Source organism: Anaerocolumna sp. AGMB13025 (genome assembly GCF_029689925.1).
GTDB lineage: Bacteria > Bacillota > Clostridia > Lachnospirales > Lachnospiraceae > Anaerocolumna.
Genome location: NZ_CP121445.1, coordinates 1,064,847 through 1,081,416 on the forward strand (window position 1 = coordinate 1,064,847; position 16,570 = coordinate 1,081,416).

A 16,570-nucleotide genomic window follows, 5' to 3' on the forward strand; every position below is an offset into this window, starting at 1 on the left:
AGAATCCGGATAAGGATGTGGGTATTATACCACTCGGATTAAAAAAGACGGGGCAAAGGCCCCGTCATTTAATAAATCGTATCATTTGTCAATCCTAAAACCTATTAGAATCAGTGCCATTTCATTACGCAAACAACCCAAGCAGCAAATGCACCAATTCCGTATTTTTCTCCGGAGACATAAAGCAGAAGCGTATAAACTTCTGGTCTAAGAAAGGAAAAGTAGAGCAGTCCCTTATCATTAAGCCTTTTCGGATCGCAGCGTCAAATACATCAGCAGAAGTGATACCATCTTTTAGAATTCTAACCAGTAAAAAATTTGCAACGGGAGGATAAAGCTTTATATTAGGACAGGCGGACAGAAGAGTTACGATTCTGTCACGTTCCTGTTTGATTAAGGTTCTGGTCTCATTAATATAATCCTCGTCCGTAAACATGATTTCTCCTGCAATGGCCGCCAGGGTATTAATGGTCCAGGGGTTCTTTCTCTGATTTAACTGCTTTAATAAATCCAGATTTCCGCAGATTGCATATCCCAAACGAAGTCCAGGGGCTGCATAAAATTTAGAGATACCCCTTAGGATAATAATGTTATTATAATAACCGGCTAAGGAAATCCCGGTAATCTCTTTCATATCCTCCGCAAACTCCACATAGGTTTCATCCACCATGCAGATAATGTTGCGTTGTTTGCAGATATCCAGTATTTTTCTCATATCGGATAAGGGAATGGCAGAGGAGGTTGGGTTATTGGGATTACAGATAACTAAAAGGTCAAAATCCGAAGTCAGCTCTCCTTTAAGGTCCTCCACATTAAGCTTAAAATCCTCTTCTTCCTCCAGACGGTAATACTGGGAACTGCCGCCGCCTAAGGAGATTTCCCGTTCATATTCCGAATAAGTAGGTCCTAAGATCAGGGCTTTTTTGGGATGGGTTATCTGGATGAATAAAGAGATTAGCTCCGTAGAACCATTGCCTACCACAATATGTTCCGGATCAGCATTCACATATGCTGCGATACACTTTCTAAGGGAAGTATATTCTCTGTCCGGATATCCTGTTATGGCATCAATTTTACCAGACAGTTCGGCTTTTAACCTCGGTGAGATGCCAAGAGGATTGACATTGGCAGAAAAACTGGTGATATCCTCTTTTTTTATTCCATAGATTGCTTCAATTTTTTCTAAATCACTTCCGTGAAAATGTTCTTTTGGTGTCAGCATATCGTTCCATCCTTTTCTTTGCTTTGTTGTTTCAGTTAATTTATTATAAAGATTGTAATCGTACAGTTACATTATTGCGTTCCTTCATTGAGAATCTAATCTGAATTATTCCACTATTCGTATTATTATACAAAATTATATGCAATGAATCTGTAAAGCATCCAATGGGTATTTGTAAAATATCCAATGAGTATCTGTAAAGCATCCAATGGGTATTTGTATAGCATACCATAGGTATTTGTAAAGCATCCCCAGAGGAGTCTCCCTTAACAATTAATTTTATGAAAAATGCCCAAATATTCAGTAGTTTTGATAAAACATGTGAACATTTGCCTATCCACTTTCTATTGCTAAAATATGTCGATTAGTGTTATAATTATTATAATTTAAATCCAGAAAAATGCAATACAGAATAATAAAATCCAAAGCTTGGGGTGAAACAATTGAAAGATAAAGTGGAGCGGTTAGCGAAAGGAGTTTTTGAATATGAATCACCGGGTATTCTTTTATCGGAAGAAGAACTGGTGATTACAGTAGATGCAGGCAAGGTCTATTCCGGCAGCTTTACCATTAAAAACAGTAAAAATACACCGATTAAAGGTATATTGTATTCCTCCAGTGAATTATTCTGTCTGGAACAAAGCAGCTTTACTGACAGGGAGAATGTCATTGGTTACCGCTTTAATGGGGATAATATGAATCCGCTGGAGACAGTACAGGGTGAGGTGTGTATTGTCAGTGACTGCGGAGAGATTATATTACCGTTTACCGTTACCATTGAGGCACCTTATCTTAATTCTTCCATCGGAAAAATTAAGGATCTGTTTAACTTTACGAATCTGGCCAAAACAGATACGGCAGAAGCAATCAAACTGTTTAAATCTCAGGAATTTAAGCAAATCTTAATACATCATGATATAAAATTCCTTTTATTGTATCAGAATATAATCAAAAGCAGGTCCATAAGCCAGGCAATGGAAGAATTCCTGATTGCCATCCGCAAAAAACTAAGTATTAACCTAGCCGTAGATAAAACCAAGCTTCATTATGAGCTGATAAGCGAAAGTATTATGGATAAGGTTACCCTGTCAAAGGATAATTGGGGATATGCGGAAATACGTGTCACCTCGGAGGCTCCGTTTTTGATACCGGAACATAAAATCATCTGGACAGATAATTTTGTTGGGAATACCTATCCATTGGAATTTGTACTAAATCCTGCCTTAATGCGTGCCGGTAATAATTACGGAAGGTTATTACTGACTACGGCCCATGAAACCATTGCAATTGAAATTAGCTGTCATTGTGCCAGAAACAGTACATTAAGGGATATTAATCATAAAAAAATAAACAAAAGCAAGCTGAAACTGATAGAGAATTATCTGGATTTTCGCTTGGGAAGACTTCCTTTGACCCAGTATGTTAATGAATCGGAAGGTTTATTGGAACAAGTTATAACCCTGAGTGAAACCAGACAGGAGGAATTTAAACTCCAACGGATCCATTTGTTAATTATATCCGGGGAGGAGGAAAAATCCGAACAGCTGCTAAAAGAATACGCGGTAACCGCCGAAAAGTGGAGGCAGTCAGAACCTGTCTTATACTGCGGCTATCTGTACCTGCTGGCTCTTTTGCATAAGGATGAAACCTCTATAGCAGATGCCCTTCACACAATGAAAGAAGTATATGAAACCAACCGGAATGAATGGAAGATCCTCTGGTGTCTGCTCTATATCGATAAAAAATATGATGTCAATAAAGCCTTAAAACTGGAAGCAATCAGGGAACAATACAAAAGCGGCTGCAGAAGCCCGATTTTATATTTTGAAGCTGCAGTTGTATTTAACGAAGAACCCTCCCTGCTTCATGAATTACAGGACTTTGAACTTCAGGTACTTGGCTGGGATATAAAGCATGACTATATTTCCGAAGAAACTGCAATGCAGTACAGCTATCTTGCAGGAAAGAAAAAGAACTTTTCAAAGCCTGTACATAACTGTCTGGTGAAGATATATCAAAAATATAAGAACAAAGAAGTATTAACTGCCATCTGCAGTCTCTTAATCAGAGGACAGCAAAGAAACAATAAGTATTTTAACTGGTATCAGGAAGGTGTGAATGAACAGTTAAGGATTACAGAGCTTTACGAATATTATATGTATTCCATTAATGAGAATCCCGACACCGTACTGCCCCAGCAGATTTTGCTGTATTTTATATATAATAGCAGCTTAAGTGACCGCAAAAAAGCTTATCTGTATGCATATATTGTTAAAAATAAAGAGAATCTGCCTGCCATGTACCGTTCCTACTGGAAACGGATTGAGCAGTTTGTTGAAAAGCAGCTGAAAAACCGAAATATAGGTATCAATCTGGCCCTGCTATATGAAGAATTAATTGCCCAGCAAGTGCTTACCCAGGAGTTGGCTGCAGCACTTCCCGAGGTCATGTTCAAACATGAGATTGTATGCCACAATCCGAATATGAGAGGTGTTCTGGTGGTGCATAAGGAGCTGGAAGAGGAAGTATACACTCCCTTTACCGGGGAAACGGCCTATGTGGATATTTATACGGAAGATGCCGAGATATTTCTGATAGACGGTTTTGAAAACCGCTACAAAGTTACTGCGGAATATACCCTGAATAAACTAATGCACTGGGAATATTACATTAATACCTGTTATGAGATGAAAATAAACCATCCAATGGTTTTACTCAATCTTTCAGAGAAAGTACAGAATTATCTTAAATTTGACGAGCAATCCATAGAAATCCGTAAGAGTATATTGGGCTTAAAAGGATTAAGTGATGCTTATTACAATAAAATCATTCTTGACCTGATCTATTACTATTATGATAATTTCGAGGGAGAGCTGCTGGAGAATTACTTAAACTGTATTGATCTTCACAGACTTAATAAAGCAGACCGGGATAAGATAATTGAACTTTTCATTATAAGAGATTTATATGAGAAAGCTCTGGCAGCCCTTAATGAGTTTGGGTTTGAGGGAATTGCGGTGAAGCGGCTGATTAAATTATGTTCTGCTCTATTACAGTCTACCGGGGAAGAGCAGACAAAGGAGGAAGTAATTGTAAGCCTGGCTTATCATATCTTTAAGGAAGGCAAGTACAACGAGCAAATCCTTAAGTATCTGGTAAAGCATTTCTTTGGTACCACCGCAGAGATGTACAAGCTCTGGGAAGCCGCGTCAGGTTTTGAACTGGAGACTGCCGACCTGGAAGAACGGCTTTTAGTGCAGATGCTGTTTGCAGAAAGTTACATTACCAATTCTCTGGCAGTATTCCTGAATTATTATAAAAGAGGTACGAATCATAAACTAATCCGGGCCTTTTTATCTTATAATGCTTACAAATATCTGGTTATGGACCGGGTAATACAGCCTGAGCTTTTTAATATAATGAAACGGGAATTAGTTTATGAAGAGAATGAAGTTTGTATGCTGGCGTTATTAAAGAAGCTGTCCCAGGGAGAGGAATTTACCGACAGCGAAATAGAAATGATCGATTATAACCTACATAAATTCATTCAAAAAGGAATTATTCTGCCCTTTTATAAAAAATTCCAGAACGTGCTTACCCTTCCATCTCGGGTCAACGACCGTATATTTGTAGAATATATCACCAATCCGGCTCATAAAGTGACAATCCATTACCGTCTGGAAGGGAAAAACAGTACCGATGAATTTGTCTCGGAAGAGATGAAAAATGTATATCTGGGCATCCACATAAAGGAGTTTATCCTATTCTATAATGAAAGTATACAGTATTACATAACGGAGGAAGACAGGGAGGGAGAAATAGCCGTTACCGAAAGTGTTAGCGTTGAATTAGATCATAATATGAAACTGGAGGAAGACACCAGGTACGACCATCTAAATTTCTTACTTACTGCCCTGGAAGTTCAGGATGATAAGACATTAATTGAGAGTTTAAGCAATTATTATACAACGGATTATGTGATATCCAAGGCTTTTAAGCTATTATAGGAGAATCAAACACTGATTATTTCGCAACTTTTTTAAAAATAAAACATACAACTGATCAGGACTTCACGGTTTCCATGCCATAGGGGCATGTCCTTGGGGCAACAATGAATTGTATGCAATAACCTGTATGAGTATCTGGAAGGGAGGTATGAAGTATGAGTGAACAAAAAAGCCTTATTGTAGGATTTGACTTATGTGATAGAGATTCCCAGCTTTGCTGTTATAATTCTAAGACCTTTGAAGCGGAATCCATCTGTGTCACTTCCGATAAAACAAAATATTTGATACCTACCGCCTTAGGGGTTAAGGAAAAAAACAAGGAGTGGATTTATGGAGAGGAGGCTTATCTTGCAGGTAAAGCTGGAACCGGGGTTTTAGTAGATGGATTACTGTCGAAGCTCTTAACCGGTGAAGATACCGAGATTTACGGAGTTCCTTTTAAGCCGGTGGCGCTTCTTGAGAAGTACTTCCGTAAATGTCTGCAGCTTTTAAAAATCTATTTTCCCTCCAACAGTATTCTTAAACTGGCGGTAACCGTGAAAGAATCGGAGGGAGCGGTTAAAGAAGGCATCTATCAGGCGCTTAACAATATGGGTATCGGAAAAGACCGGGCGGTGGTTTTGAGCCATTCCCAGTGTTATCAGTATTATGCTCTGTATCAGAGCAAGGAATTGTGGTTAAATGACATTGGGTTATTTGATTTTGATGAAGAGGGACTAAACTATCAGCAGATAACAATTGACAGGAAAACCAAGCCCTATGTTGTGGGAATTCTTAAGAAAGAATTAAACGATATTATTAATTATCAGTCCTTAGAAGAAATTCAGGATAAGGAAAGACAGGAGTATCTGTTTAGCAATCTGGCAAAAAAAGTACTTTATAAGCAGGTGGTCTCAACTATTTATGTTACCGGCAAGGGATTTGAAGGAACTTGGGCGGATGCGGTATTAAAGGAACTATGTATTGGAAGAAGAGTGTTTAAAGGACAGAACCTGTATGCCAAAGGTGCCTGTTACGCCGCAAGGGAATTATCCGGAGAGCAAAAATTAGAGGATTTTTTACTCCTGGACGGGGATATGATTACCAGTACCTTTTATATTAATGGCTATTATGATAATAAACCGGCCATTGCGACTTTGGCTAAGGCCTCTTCCCCCTGGTATGACTTAGAGGAGAAGCTGGATTTAATACTGGATGACAGTAATGAGATCAGTATTTACCGAAAAGATATCCTAAAGCATGAGACACAAACCTATAGCCTTATGTTAGAGGGACTGCCCAAGAGACCCAATAAAACTACCAGGGTCGAAATAAGGATTAGGTTCCTTAATCGGAATACCGCTGTCATAACCGTGAAAGACAAGGGATTTGGTAACTTTTTTCCTTCAACTAACCGGATATGGGAAATGGAAATTACCTTTTAATTTTTTGGACTAAGCGGCATGGAAGGAAAGCAGTCAGGGGAGAAAATAAGGTCTAAACTAGGAGGGTTTTATGGGAAAGTTGATTCTATGCGGCGGGAGGCAGACAGACAAGCCGTATTACTTTAAACTGACAAACACGTATGTCTATACCATCGAAGAATTATGTTATTATATTTATAATAATATTGAGTTCATACAAGAAGAGCTCTTTTTAGAGGCTCTTATAACCTGGATCAGAGAGGAATTAGATTTAGAGGATAGAGCAGATAAGCTTCTTGAATTACTGGAGAATAAAGCGGGGATTAAGGATTATGTCGTATGTATTTTATGTAGTGCGGATTATTATTCTGAAACCGAAATCAAACAGCTGTTACATATCATGGATGAGCTGGGGAATTTGACACCTATTGATAAAAAGAAGAAAAAAGCGGATAATTATATGAAATACAGACAGTTTACCGAAGCTGCCCTGGAGTATGAAGCCATCTTAAGCAGTACCGAGGCGGCCGGATTAGACAATGCTGGATATGGGAATTTACTGCATAATCTGGCACTGGCCAGGATATATACCATTGGCTTAGCTGCTGCATCGGATACCTTTAAAGAAGCCTATGAGAGAAATCAGGACAGGGAATCGTTAAAACAATATCTGAATGCACTGGTTATGAGCAGGCAGGAAGAACGGTTGAAACAGGAAGTTATTAATTACGGTATCGGGGAGGAAGAGCTTAACCGTCTTAGAAGTGATTTAGAGATCTATGAATCAGAGGCTAAAACTTCGGAGGGATACCAGGTTATCACTAACCTTCTGGAGTATAAAGATAACGGCAGAATTATTCCGTTTTACGAGATGACAGAGGACCTAATCAATCAATGGAAACAAGAATTCAGAAGGGAAAACTCGTAACAGGAAAGGAATCTAATGGGCATACGAAACAGACTGTTTCCAAAAAGGAACAGTAAACCAAGCAAAACGAAAGAACGAAACAATCCTCAGCCACAGGAAGATTTCCAAGCCAAGCGTGACGAGGAACAGGATCAGAACGCCATGATTTCCCTGGAGGAAAAGACAGTGGATTATAATTCCACGGCTGACCGGGGGAATTTTATAATCGATAACTGCGAACAGATTTTGGAGACCTCGAAACAACTGGAGGAATTAAAAGTGGAATACCAGGCGGTGACTTCATATCTGACGGATATTCAAAAGCTGGAACAGATACCTTCTGAGGACAGGGAGTATATAGGTGACCTGGCAAGAAAAATCATTACGTTTATCAGGGAGAAAGCAAAATTTCAGAATAGTAACAAAAAAATCTCGGATTCCCAGTTTAAGCATATAGCCCGGTATGAGGAAGACCTGCCGGCTGAATTAAAGCGGATGAAAAATAATGAAGCATATCAAAATACAATTAAAACCGATATGAAATATTTAGAGGGAGAAAAGGGAGCTCTTTATTATCAGAAAGAAGAGATTTTAAATAAACATACGTATTTAAAAGGCATTGCTATTACCACCAGTGTTTTAGTTATTATCTTGTTTGGGCTTTTTATCTTAATCCAGAATTATACAAAGGCTGATATGCAGATTCCCTTTATGATGACCCTTGTCATGGCTATGGTTTCTGTCGTTTATATATTTCTTAATTCAAGAATCAATAAAAAAGAGATGAAAGTGACCGAGTTAAAGCTGAATAAAGCGATCGGACTTTTGAATAAAGTTAAGATTAAGTATATTAATAATACCAATGCATTGGATTATACCTATCAAAAGTATATGGTTAATAGTTATGCGGAGCTTAAGTATTTATGGGATCAGTATTTAAAAGCCAAAGAAGAGGAGAAGATTTATAACAAGAATACGGAGCAGTTAGAGTTCTATAAAAAAGAGCTGGTGAAGGAACTTCGTAGTTATGATTTAAGGGATCCGGATATCTGGGTACATCAGGCGGCGGCTATTATTGATAACAAGGAAATGGTTGAGGTGCGTCACCGGCTTAATTCCAGAAGGCAGAAGCTGAGGGAGCAGATTGATTATAATAATGGGTTAAAAGACAATAGTATTGAGGCGGTTAGGATTTTTATTAACCGGAGACCGGAGAACCGGGAGGAAGTGGCGGAGCAGCTTCGGAAGTATGGGATTTATCTGTAATGCTCTATGTTTCGATAGTGCTTCAAGGGGGAACTTCGCTGGTTGGAGGGAGTTGATTTACTTGAATAAATCAGCTTTTTAGGTTGTGAGGAAAGCCTTGTGCAGGATATGTTTCCTATGCTTAGATTCTTCGCCTGATATTCACTAATGGTTTTTTCCTGTGGTAAAGCGAGAGCGAGAAAGCACAAACTCCGAGCAAAGCTCGTCAGACAGTGTGCTTTCTCGCTCTGAACCACAGGAAAAAGCCATAAGTGAATTTGCAGGTGAAGAAGAATCGCATAGGAAACATATCCTGACTATTATTACTTGCAAAAATGACTTGACAGAAATTGATACATTTCATATTATTATATAGGAACGTAAAGTTAAGCTCCTCGGTTTAATTTTAAGGTTCGGCGGTGTAGTTTACTTGCCTCTTTGCTGGTTGTATGCCAGGTCTTATAGTAATTAGAACGAGTCTGGTTTGGCTTAGTTTATTATTATTAATTATTGTATTACTATTACTATTATTATTTTTTTATTATTATAGGATTTTTGCTGATATTATTATTGTTGTATTTATTTTATTTAATACTATAGCGGTTAAATGTAGAGATGGAGAGGATTAGATAAATAATCTTAGCAGAGAGGATAGCCCATGGCTGAAAGGTTATCTTAGGAAGTGTTTATTGAAGGTAGCTCCGGAACAGGATTTCTGAAGTTGAGTAGGAAGTTACGGGTGGTCCCGTTACAGGCTGGTGGTCAGGGTTATCTGATCCAGAGGTGGCATTTGGTAAGAATGCCATGAATAAAGGTGGTATCGCGGTTCTTCGTCCTTTCAGGCGGAGGGCTTTTTTTTATTTTACAAAAAATGCACAGTATCAATTTTTTTAAAAAGTAGAATATTATGATTAAAGGAGATAAAACCATGCAGAAAGAACTCGCTAAAACCTATGATCCCCAGGACATAGAAGGCAGATTATATGCAAAATGGCTGAATAAGAAATATTTTCATGCCGAAGTAGATAAAAGTAAAAAACCATTTACCATTGTAATTCCACCGCCAAATATTACGGGGCAGTTACACATGGGACATGCTCTTGACAATACCATGCAGGATATCCTGATCCGTTTTAAGAGAATGCAGGGTTATAATGCGTTATGGCAGCCGGGAACCGACCATGCAAGTATTGCGACGGAAGTTAAGATTATCGAGCAGTTAAAAAAAGAAGGTATTGATAAAGAAAGTCTTGGCAGGGATGGGTTTTTAAAAAGAGCCTGGGAATGGAAAGAAGAATACGGCGGCAGGATTATCGGTCAGTTAAAGAAGCTTGGTTCCTCCTGTGACTGGGAGCGGGAACGCTTTACCATGGACGAAGGTTGTTCCAAAGCAGTTACGGAAGTTTTTATCCGTTTATACGAAAAAGGTTATATCTATAAAGGCTCCAGAATTATTAACTGGTGTCCGGTATGTCAGACCAGTATTTCTGATGCGGAAGTAGAACATGAGGAACAGGCTGGGCATTTCTGGCATATAAAATATCCTATTGTGGGAAGCGATGAGTTTGTTGAAGTGGCTACGACCAGACCGGAGACCATGCTTGGGGATTCAGCCGTAGCAGTTCATCCGGAGGATGAAAGATATAAGCATCTGATTGGGAAGATGGTTCTTCTGCCTTTAGTAAATAAAGAAATTCCTATTATTGCAGATAACTATGTAGATAAGGAATTTGGTACCGGTGTTGTTAAGATTACGCCAGCCCATGACCCCAATGACTTTGAAGTGGGTAAAAGACATAACCTGCCGGAAATCAATGTAATGAATGATGATGCTACAATTAACCACAACGGCGGTAAATATGCAGGGCTTGACCGTTATGAAGCCAGAAAGTTAATGGTTAAGGAACTTGAGGACATGGGGCTGTTAGTGAAAGTGGAAGATCATGTCCACAACGTTGGTACCCATGACAGATGTAAGACAACGGTAGAACCCTTAATTAAACAGCAGTGGTTTGTTAAGATGGATGAACTGATTAAACCGGCGGTAGAAGCAGTTAAAACTGGGGAAGTTAAATTCGTGCCGGAACGTTTTGACAAGATATATTTTAACTGGACCGATAACATCAGGGACTGGTGTATCTCCAGGCAGTTATGGTGGGGACACCGAATTCCTGCTTATTACTGTGAAAAGTGCGGGGAAGTCATAGTATCCAAAGAAACACCGGATAAATGCCCGAAATGCGGTCATGACCATTTCAAACAGGATGAAGATACCTTAGATACCTGGTTTAGTTCTGCCCTTTGGCCGTTTTCTACCTTAGGATGGCCGGATAATACGGCAGATTTAGACTATTTTTATCCTACCGATGTATTGGTAACCGGATATGATATTATCTTCTTCTGGGTTGTCCGTATGGTATTCTCTGGATTTGAATATACCGGCAAAGCACCCTTTAGCAAAGTGCTGATCCACGGTCTGGTAAGAGATTCCCAGGGACGTAAGATGAGCAAATCCCTTGGCAATGGTATTGATCCCCTTGAAATCATTGATAAATACGGTGCTGACGCTTTAAGACTTACTTTAATCACCGGTAATGCTCCCGGCAATGATATGCGTTTTTACTGGGAAAGAGTAGAAGCCAGCAGAAACTTTGCTAATAAAGTATGGAATGCCTCCAGGTTCATTATGATGAACTTAGAAAAGGCCAAAACCGGAGATTCGATTGATCCTAAAACCTTAACCGATGCGGATAAATGGATTTTATCCAAAGCCAATTCACTTGTAAAAGATGTTACCGATAATATGGACAATTTTGAACTTGGTATTGCAGTGCAGAAAATCTATGACTTTGTATGGGAAGAATTCTGTGACTGGTATATTGAGATGGTAAAACCCAGATTATACAGTGAAACCGATGAGACCAAAGCCGGTGCTATGTGGACCTTAAAACAGGTGCTTACCATATCGTTAAAACTGCTCCATCCTTATATGCCTTTTATTACCGAGGAAATCTACTGTACCTTAAAAGAAATGGAAGGAAAGAGCGGCGAAGAGGAATCCATTATGATTTCCCAGTGGCCGGTTTATACAGAAGAACTTACCTTTCAAAAGGAAGAGGAAGCGGTTGAAATAATAAAAGCTGCGGTAAAAGGAATCCGTAATGTCCGCACGGATATGAATGTTCCGCCAAGCAGAAAAGCTTCTGTTATTGTGGTTTCGGAACGTGATAAAGTAAGAGCTGTCTTTGATAACAGCAAAGTATTTTTTGCCACTCTAGGTTATGCCGCAGAAGTTACGATTCAGGCAGATAAAACCGGCATTCCTTCGGACTCCGTGGCTGCTGTAATTCCAGAAGCTGCGATCTACATGCCATTTGCAGACCTTGTTGATATTGAAAAAGAAATCGAACGTCTTACCAAAGAAAAAGTAAGACTGGAAGGTGAACTTAACAGAGTTAAGGGAATGTTAAGCAACGAACGTTTCGTAAGTAAAGCACCTGAAGCCAAAATAGCAGAAGAAAAAGAAAAATTAGAAAAGTACACCAATATGATGGCTCAGGTCAGTGAACAGTTAGAGCATCTGAGTAAATAAAAGCGGTACTGGTAACGTTGTAAAAACCATTTATTATGGTAAATATAGGTTACTATGTCGATTGAAATCGAACAGTTTTTCTTGCATAAAAAACCAGTAATATTATAATAGAAGTAGATAATACTGCTCGTTGCCAATAGAATGTATGTAATCGGTACATTCTATTGGAATTCTTTTGATACAGGCAAATATTAACTTGATTTTTATTCTCAAACTGGTTATGATGTATATGTTCAGGTTGTAAATTTCTTTTAATCTGTGATAAGATTTGGCAAAGCCAGAAAGAGGTTACCATGATTAATTTCGATGAAGAAATAGCTAAATTTCAGCCAAGCCTTGAAGTGGATCAGGCAGAAGAGGTAATTAATAATAACGATTTATCGGATATTACTGATATAATAAAGACCATGCTTAAGGATTTAAAAGATAAATAAGACTTTTATCAGTTTAATGTAAACCATAAATTGTACATGAGAATAGACGGTTAGGTGGAGATGAGTATGAATTGTCCGGTATGCGGCAGCACGATAGCAGCAAAGAGAAACCGCTGTGATAAGTGTGGTGAGGATTTAACAATATACAGGAAAATGTATTTGTTATCCAATAAATATTATAACGAAGGCCTGGAAAAAGCAAAAGTAAGGGATTTGTCCGGTGCCATACTGGTACTGAAAAAGAGTCTCGAATTAAATAAGAGGAACACCAATGCCAGGAACTTATTGGGACTTATTTATTACGAGGTAGGGGAAACGGTATCTGCTTTAAGTGAATGGGTTATCAGCAAACATTTTCAGGCAGAACAAAACGATGCGGATGATTATATGGAGTCCTTACAGTCTAATCCAACCAAATTAGATTCTTTGAACCAGACCATTAAAAAATATAATGCAGCCTTACAGTATGCAAAACAAGGCAGTGATGACCTGGCAATTATCCAGCTAAAAAAAGTTACCAATTTAAATCCTCATTTTGTAAAAGCCTTGCAGCTGTTAGCCTTACTTTACATGAAGAGCGGTGAGACAGATAAGGCGGTAAAGTGCCTTATAAAAGCAAGTAAAATAGATGTATCCAATACAACAACGTTAAGATATCTCCATGAATTGGGTGAGATGACTACCTCCCTTAGAGAGGAAAGTGGTAATACCGACCGGGAGAATGTAAGAAGGGTACAGGAACCTACAGTATTTCCTACCACTACTTATAAAGAAGACAAACCGAATGTGTGGGTCTTTGTAAATCTTATTTTAGGTATTGCAATTGGTATATTAGGTGTATTTTTCCTAATTGTGCCCACAGTGGAAAATAATTATAAAAATCAGCTTAAAAAACAGGAAGTAGAATACACCGAGCAAATCAATAAGAATTCACAGAATCAGGGTTCTCTTGATAAGGATAATAAAGACCTTCAGCAAAAAGTAAAGGATTTGCAGGCTCAAATTGATGGATTTCAAGTGGTGGAATATGATGATACCATTTATAATGAATTGTTTAAAGCGGCTCAACTTTATGTACAGGAATTAATGTCTGGTAATGCCGCGAATATCGATTACGTCAAAGTAGCGAATGAGCTGTCCAAAGTAGAGTTTGATAAGCTAGACAAACAGGAGGCAAAAGACCTTTACAATCAGATTAAGGATGCCACCTATATAAAAGCATCAGAAAAACTTTATGATGAGGGTCATGATGTATTATATGCGGATAGAAAATATGAGGAAGCACTCCAAACTTTAAATAAAGCCTATGAATATGACCCGGAGAACGTAGATGCGATCTACTTTATCGCCAGGTCCTATCACCAATCAAGTGATTATGAGAATGCGAAAAAATATTATAATATCATATTGGATAAATTCCCGGATTCCAAACGGGCCGGTGAAGCACAGGAACGATTGTCCAGTTTGAATTAATACGATACAGCAGATAAAATGACAATGAAAAGAAAGGCAATTCCAGTGACAGCTATCACTGGAGATGTCTTTTTTTATAAAGACAGCAGTAAATATATGATAAAATATGTAATTATATGTAAGATAAACCAAGATTTGAAAGGTACTTTTTGTAAAGGAACTTGCGATATGCAATGGGTGTAAAGGTTGAAAGAAAATATAAGAAACCAAAAGGATGCCACGGAGCGATTCTTTCAACCTATTTAAATAGTGGCAGTATCGCAAGGAACTTGCGATATGCAATGGGTGTAAAGGTTGAAAGAAAATATAAGAAACCAAAAGGATGCCACGGAGCGATTCTTTCAACCTATTTAAATAGTGGCAGTATCGCAAGAAGCTTGCGATATGCGGGGTGTAAATATGGACAAGCAGGAAAAGAAACCAAGAAATACTACAATACTACAGCTGCGGGAGGGGGTGAAAGCAGACTTTGAGGTTGTTGATAAATGCCTTATTATAAAATTATTAGAAGAACTCGATCACCACAATGCTATTTCCATTCGGGAACAGTCGGACAAGCTGATTACCGGGAAGAATATAAAGGATATCATATTTGATTTTACCGGTTCGGAATTCATGGACAGTTCTGGGATTGGAGTAATTATGGGTCGTTACAAAAAGATCATATTTACAGGGGGAAAGGTAGCAGTAACTGGTGTGAATCAAAGCGTTGACAGGATTTTTCGATTATCCGGATTATATAAAATTATTCATAAATTCGAAACCATAGAAGAAGCGGTGAAGAAATTTAACCTTAATTAAAATAAGTTGGACGCAGTAGAGGCTGATAAGCAGCCCATGGGAGGGCGTTCTTAAGCAGGAGGATAAGTATGGATTATACTAACGAAATGTTACTCGAAATTGAAAGCCAGTCAAGGAATGAAAGTTTTGCAAGAATGGTAGTGGCCGGGTTTGTAGCCCAGCTAGATCCCACCATTGAAGAGATTGCTGACATTAAAACAGCAGTTTCAGAGGCTGTAACCAATTCCATTATTCATGGATATAACAATGGTGCAGGAAAGGTAAAAATAAGTTGTCGTATCTGCAATCACGAAGTATTTATTGAAGTGGCCGATACCGGAAAAGGGATAGAGGATATAGAAAAAGCAATGGAGCCCTTATATACCACGAGACCGGAATTGGAGCGTTCCGGTATGGGGTTTTCCTTTATGGAAGCCTTTATGGATGATTTGGAAGTAGAATCAAAACTGGGTGAAGGAACAACAGTTAAGATGAAAAAACTAATCCATTGATAAAGCAACAGATAATGCTCCTTGGGATTAGTGATTAAGTGCAGCCTGTCTGGCAGGTATACTTTGGTCACGGAATCGTAAAGTTTAGTACAAATAAGAAGGGAGTGAAACAGTGGATACATTAGAACTGATTCGTCTGTCACAGCAGGGAGATAAAGAGGCAAGAGATAGGGTTATAACTGAAAATATTGGGTTGGTATGGAGTATTGTAAGGAGATTTATGTGCAGGGGTCATGAGCCGGAAGATCTGTTTCAGATTGGAAGTATTGGCTTAATAAAAGCCATCGATAAATTTGATATGTCCTATGATGTTAAATTCTCCACGTATGCAGTTCCCATGATTATGGGAGAAATAAAGCGGTTCCTTCGGGATGACGGGGTGATTAAAGTAAGCCGTTCCATGAAGGAAACCGCCGGTAAGATAAGGATTACCAGAGAAAAACTAAGCAGTTTATACGGCAGAGAACCCACCTTAGAAGAAATCAGCACAGAACTTAATCTTGCCAAGGAAGAAGTAGTAATGGCTCTGGAATCCGGAGCGGAAGTAGAATCTTTATATAAAACAATATATCAAGGGGACGGCAACGCCATTTATTTAATTGATAAGTTAGAACAAACCAATGATGAAAATGAAAATATGATTGACAAGCTTGCATTAAAGGAAACCATTGCATCCTTAGATGAAAAGGACCAGGAATTAATCAGGCTTCGATACTTTATGAATAGAACCCAGACAGATATCGCTAAAGAATTAGGGATATCACAGGTACAGGTTTCCCGCCTTGAAAAGAAAATTTTATTAAAAATGCGGGAAAGGATGATGTAAATATTCCCAGTATATTAATGTAATAGTAACAAATAATAATTAACAAATTAATAACACTTAGTAAAGTATAGTAACTGAAATAAAATGAATAAACAAAATTATCTAAAGCATCAGTAGTATTTACTGATGCTTTTTAATGTTTTATGACACGTTGTTTCTGTAATTTCAC

General features: G+C 38.3%; 11 protein-coding genes and 1 other annotated feature. Of the genes, 10 read left to right on the forward strand and 1 reads right to left on the reverse strand.

Annotation, left to right across the window (positions count from 1 at the left end):
• Positions 1-124 precede the first annotated feature (124 nt).
• Positions 125-1,222, reverse strand: a complete 1,098-nt coding sequence (locus tag QA584_RS04470) for a pyridoxal phosphate-dependent aminotransferase (RefSeq protein WP_278273302.1) — start codon at positions 1,220-1,222, stop codon at positions 125-127.
• 443 nt (positions 1,223-1,665) lie between these two features.
• Here QA584_RS04470 and QA584_RS04475 point away from each other — a divergent pair, with 443 nt between their 5' ends.
• The 10 genes from QA584_RS04475 to sigF all read left to right on the forward strand — a co-directional run bounded on the left by QA584_RS04475 (position 1,666) and on the right by sigF (position 16,401).
• On the forward strand, positions 1,666-5,229 hold the full coding sequence (locus QA584_RS04475; protein WP_278273303.1) for a DUF5717 family protein: 3,564 nt from the start codon (positions 1,666-1,668) through the stop codon (positions 5,227-5,229).
• A gap of 155 nt (positions 5,230-5,384) precedes the next feature.
• Positions 5,385-6,653, forward strand: coding sequence for a DUF5716 family protein (locus QA584_RS04480; protein ID WP_278273304.1), 1,269 nt, complete (start codon positions 5,385-5,387; stop codon positions 6,651-6,653).
• A 70-nt stretch (positions 6,654-6,723) separates the two neighbouring features.
• On the forward strand, positions 6,724-7,560 hold the full coding sequence (locus tag QA584_RS04485) for a hypothetical protein (RefSeq protein WP_278273305.1): 837 nt from the start codon (positions 6,724-6,726) through the stop codon (positions 7,558-7,560).
• Positions 7,561-7,575: 15 nt separating this feature from the next.
• On the forward strand, positions 7,576-8,805 hold the full coding sequence (locus QA584_RS04490; RefSeq protein ID WP_278273306.1) for a hypothetical protein: 1,230 nt from the start codon (positions 7,576-7,578) through the stop codon (positions 8,803-8,805).
• Between the two features lie 582 nt (positions 8,806-9,387).
• Positions 9,388-9,625 (forward strand) — a binding site (T-box leader).
• An 87-nt stretch (positions 9,626-9,712) separates the two neighbouring features.
• Positions 9,713-12,376: a valine--tRNA ligase gene (locus QA584_RS04495; protein ID WP_278273307.1), complete on the forward strand. Its 2,664-nt coding sequence runs from the start codon at positions 9,713-9,715 to the stop codon at positions 12,374-12,376.
• Positions 12,377-12,669: 293 nt separating this feature from the next.
• On the forward strand, positions 12,670-12,810 hold the full coding sequence (locus QA584_RS04500) for a hypothetical protein (protein WP_278273308.1): 141 nt from the start codon (positions 12,670-12,672) through the stop codon (positions 12,808-12,810).
• A gap of 66 nt (positions 12,811-12,876) precedes the next feature.
• The gene (locus QA584_RS04505; RefSeq protein WP_278273309.1) at positions 12,877-14,283 is read left to right on the forward strand and encodes a tetratricopeptide repeat protein; all 1,407 of its coding nucleotides are present in this window, start codon (positions 12,877-12,879) and stop codon (positions 14,281-14,283) included.
• Positions 14,284-14,682: 399 nt separating this feature from the next.
• On the forward strand, positions 14,683-15,084 hold the full coding sequence (gene spoIIAA, locus QA584_RS04510; RefSeq protein ID WP_278273310.1) for an anti-sigma F factor antagonist: 402 nt from the start codon (positions 14,683-14,685) through the stop codon (positions 15,082-15,084).
• A 68-nt stretch (positions 15,085-15,152) separates the two neighbouring features.
• Positions 15,153-15,575 carry an anti-sigma F factor gene (spoIIAB, locus tag QA584_RS04515; protein ID WP_278273311.1) on the forward strand — a complete coding sequence of 141 codons (423 nt, stop codon included), beginning with the start codon at positions 15,153-15,155 and terminating at the stop codon, positions 15,573-15,575.
• Positions 15,576-15,687: 112 nt separating this feature from the next.
• Positions 15,688-16,401 (forward strand): RNA polymerase sporulation sigma factor SigF, encoded by a 714-nt coding sequence (gene sigF / locus QA584_RS04520; RefSeq protein WP_278273312.1) that lies wholly within the window; start codon positions 15,688-15,690, stop codon positions 16,399-16,401.
• Positions 16,402-16,570: the final 169 nt, after the last annotated feature.

Excerpts from the sequence above, each read along its gene's own strand:
- QA584_RS04470 (WP_278273302.1), bottom strand. The coding sequence starts at position 1,222 with ATGCTGACACCAAAAGAACATTTTCACGGAAGTGATTTAGAAAAAATT.
- QA584_RS04480 (WP_278273304.1), top strand. The coding sequence starts at position 5,385 with ATGAGTGAACAAAAAAGCCTTATTGTAGGATTTGACTTATGTGATAGA.
- QA584_RS04485 (WP_278273305.1), top strand. The coding sequence starts at position 6,724 with ATGGGAAAGTTGATTCTATGCGGCGGGAGGCAGACAGACAAGCCGTAT.
- QA584_RS04490 (WP_278273306.1), top strand. The coding sequence starts at position 7,576 with ATGGGCATACGAAACAGACTGTTTCCAAAAAGGAACAGTAAACCAAGC.
- QA584_RS04495 (WP_278273307.1), top strand. The coding sequence starts at position 9,713 with ATGCAGAAAGAACTCGCTAAAACCTATGATCCCCAGGACATAGAAGGC.
- QA584_RS04500 (WP_278273308.1), top strand. The coding sequence starts at position 12,670 with ATGATTAATTTCGATGAAGAAATAGCTAAATTTCAGCCAAGCCTTGAA.
- QA584_RS04505 (WP_278273309.1), top strand. The coding sequence starts at position 12,877 with ATGAATTGTCCGGTATGCGGCAGCACGATAGCAGCAAAGAGAAACCGC.
- spoIIAA (WP_278273310.1), top strand. The coding sequence starts at position 14,683 with ATGGACAAGCAGGAAAAGAAACCAAGAAATACTACAATACTACAGCTG.
- spoIIAB (WP_278273311.1), top strand. The coding sequence starts at position 15,153 with ATGGATTATACTAACGAAATGTTACTCGAAATTGAAAGCCAGTCAAGG.